Consider the following 1,097-nt stretch of genomic DNA (forward strand, 5'->3'; position numbering starts at 1 on the left):
CCTGATACGGTCATCGTTAATGACTTTGATGCATTTATCGCACGACACCCAGACTTATCGTTGGTGTTGTTTAACGGACAAGCATCAGCAAAAACTTTTTTTAAGCACATGGGAAAGCAATATCTTAACGATAAGGGCATTGATAGCGGTGTCATGCCTTCGACGAGTCCTGCCTATGTGGCAATGTCACTCAGTGAGAAAAAAAGAGTATGGCTAGCGTCATTAAAGCGCTAGGCACATGATAAAGAACTTAATTTCAGCAAACGCCTATTTAAACGAAAGGAGTTGGAATGAAGTATAAATCTGTCGTTGTACTGACGGGAGCTGGTATCTCAGCAGAATCTGGTATCCAAACTTTTAGAGCGAGTGACGGTTTGTGGGAGGAACACCGTATTGAAGACGTTGCCTCTCCAGAGGGTTTTGCACGCAATCCTGAACTTGTTCAATCGTTCTACAATCAGCGTCGTCAGTTTTTACTTTCGCCAAATATTCAGCCCAATCTAGCCCACAGGGCATTAGTAGATCTTGAACGTGCGATGCAGTTAGCAGGCCATTCATTTATACTCGTGACGCAGAATATTGATGATCTGCATGAACGTGCAGGCTCTCAAAATGTATTACATATGCACGGAGAGTTGCTTAAGGAGCGTTGTCAGTCTTGTGAATTTGTACAGGAGTCACGCGTCGATACGACACCAAATTCAGTATGTGAAAACTGTGGTGCAATGGTTCAAATGCGTCCGCATGTCGTTTGGTTTGGTGAAATGCCTTTATATATGGATGAGATTTATCAAGCGATTGAACAATGCGATGCCTTTATATCGATCGGTACCTCAGGTCATGTATATCCTGCGGCGGGATTTGTTGAAGTCGCTAATCATGCAGGTGCAGATAGTATTGAGATCAACCTAAAGCCCTCTGCCGTGCACTCGAGTTTCTCTCGCTCCATTCAAGGCAAGGCTGGTGAAGTGTTACCGAGCTTCGTTAAAGATCTGTTGGCGTAGCGTGCTTTTAGCTATTTATGAATTTAACTATTCATAAATCTAAGTGCTAAGTATGGAGCGACACAGAAGATTAAGGTCATGATTTTGTAATTC

At 43.1% G+C, this 1,097-nt stretch carries 1 protein-coding gene and 1 pseudogene; both read left to right on the top strand.

Features of this window, described 5'->3' with window-relative positions; translation table 11 throughout:
• Positions 1-234: pseudogene (locus A3739_RS30170) on the top strand (hypothetical protein); the annotation flags it as partial.
• A gap of 56 nt (positions 235-290) precedes the next feature.
• Positions 291-1,004: a Sir2 family NAD+-dependent deacetylase gene (gene cobB, locus A3739_RS20800; protein WP_068476156.1), complete on the top strand. Its 714-nt coding sequence runs from the start codon at positions 291-293 to the stop codon at positions 1,002-1,004.
• Positions 1,005-1,097: the final 93 nt, after the last annotated feature.

The organism is Oleiphilus sp. HI0067, from assembly GCF_001635735.1.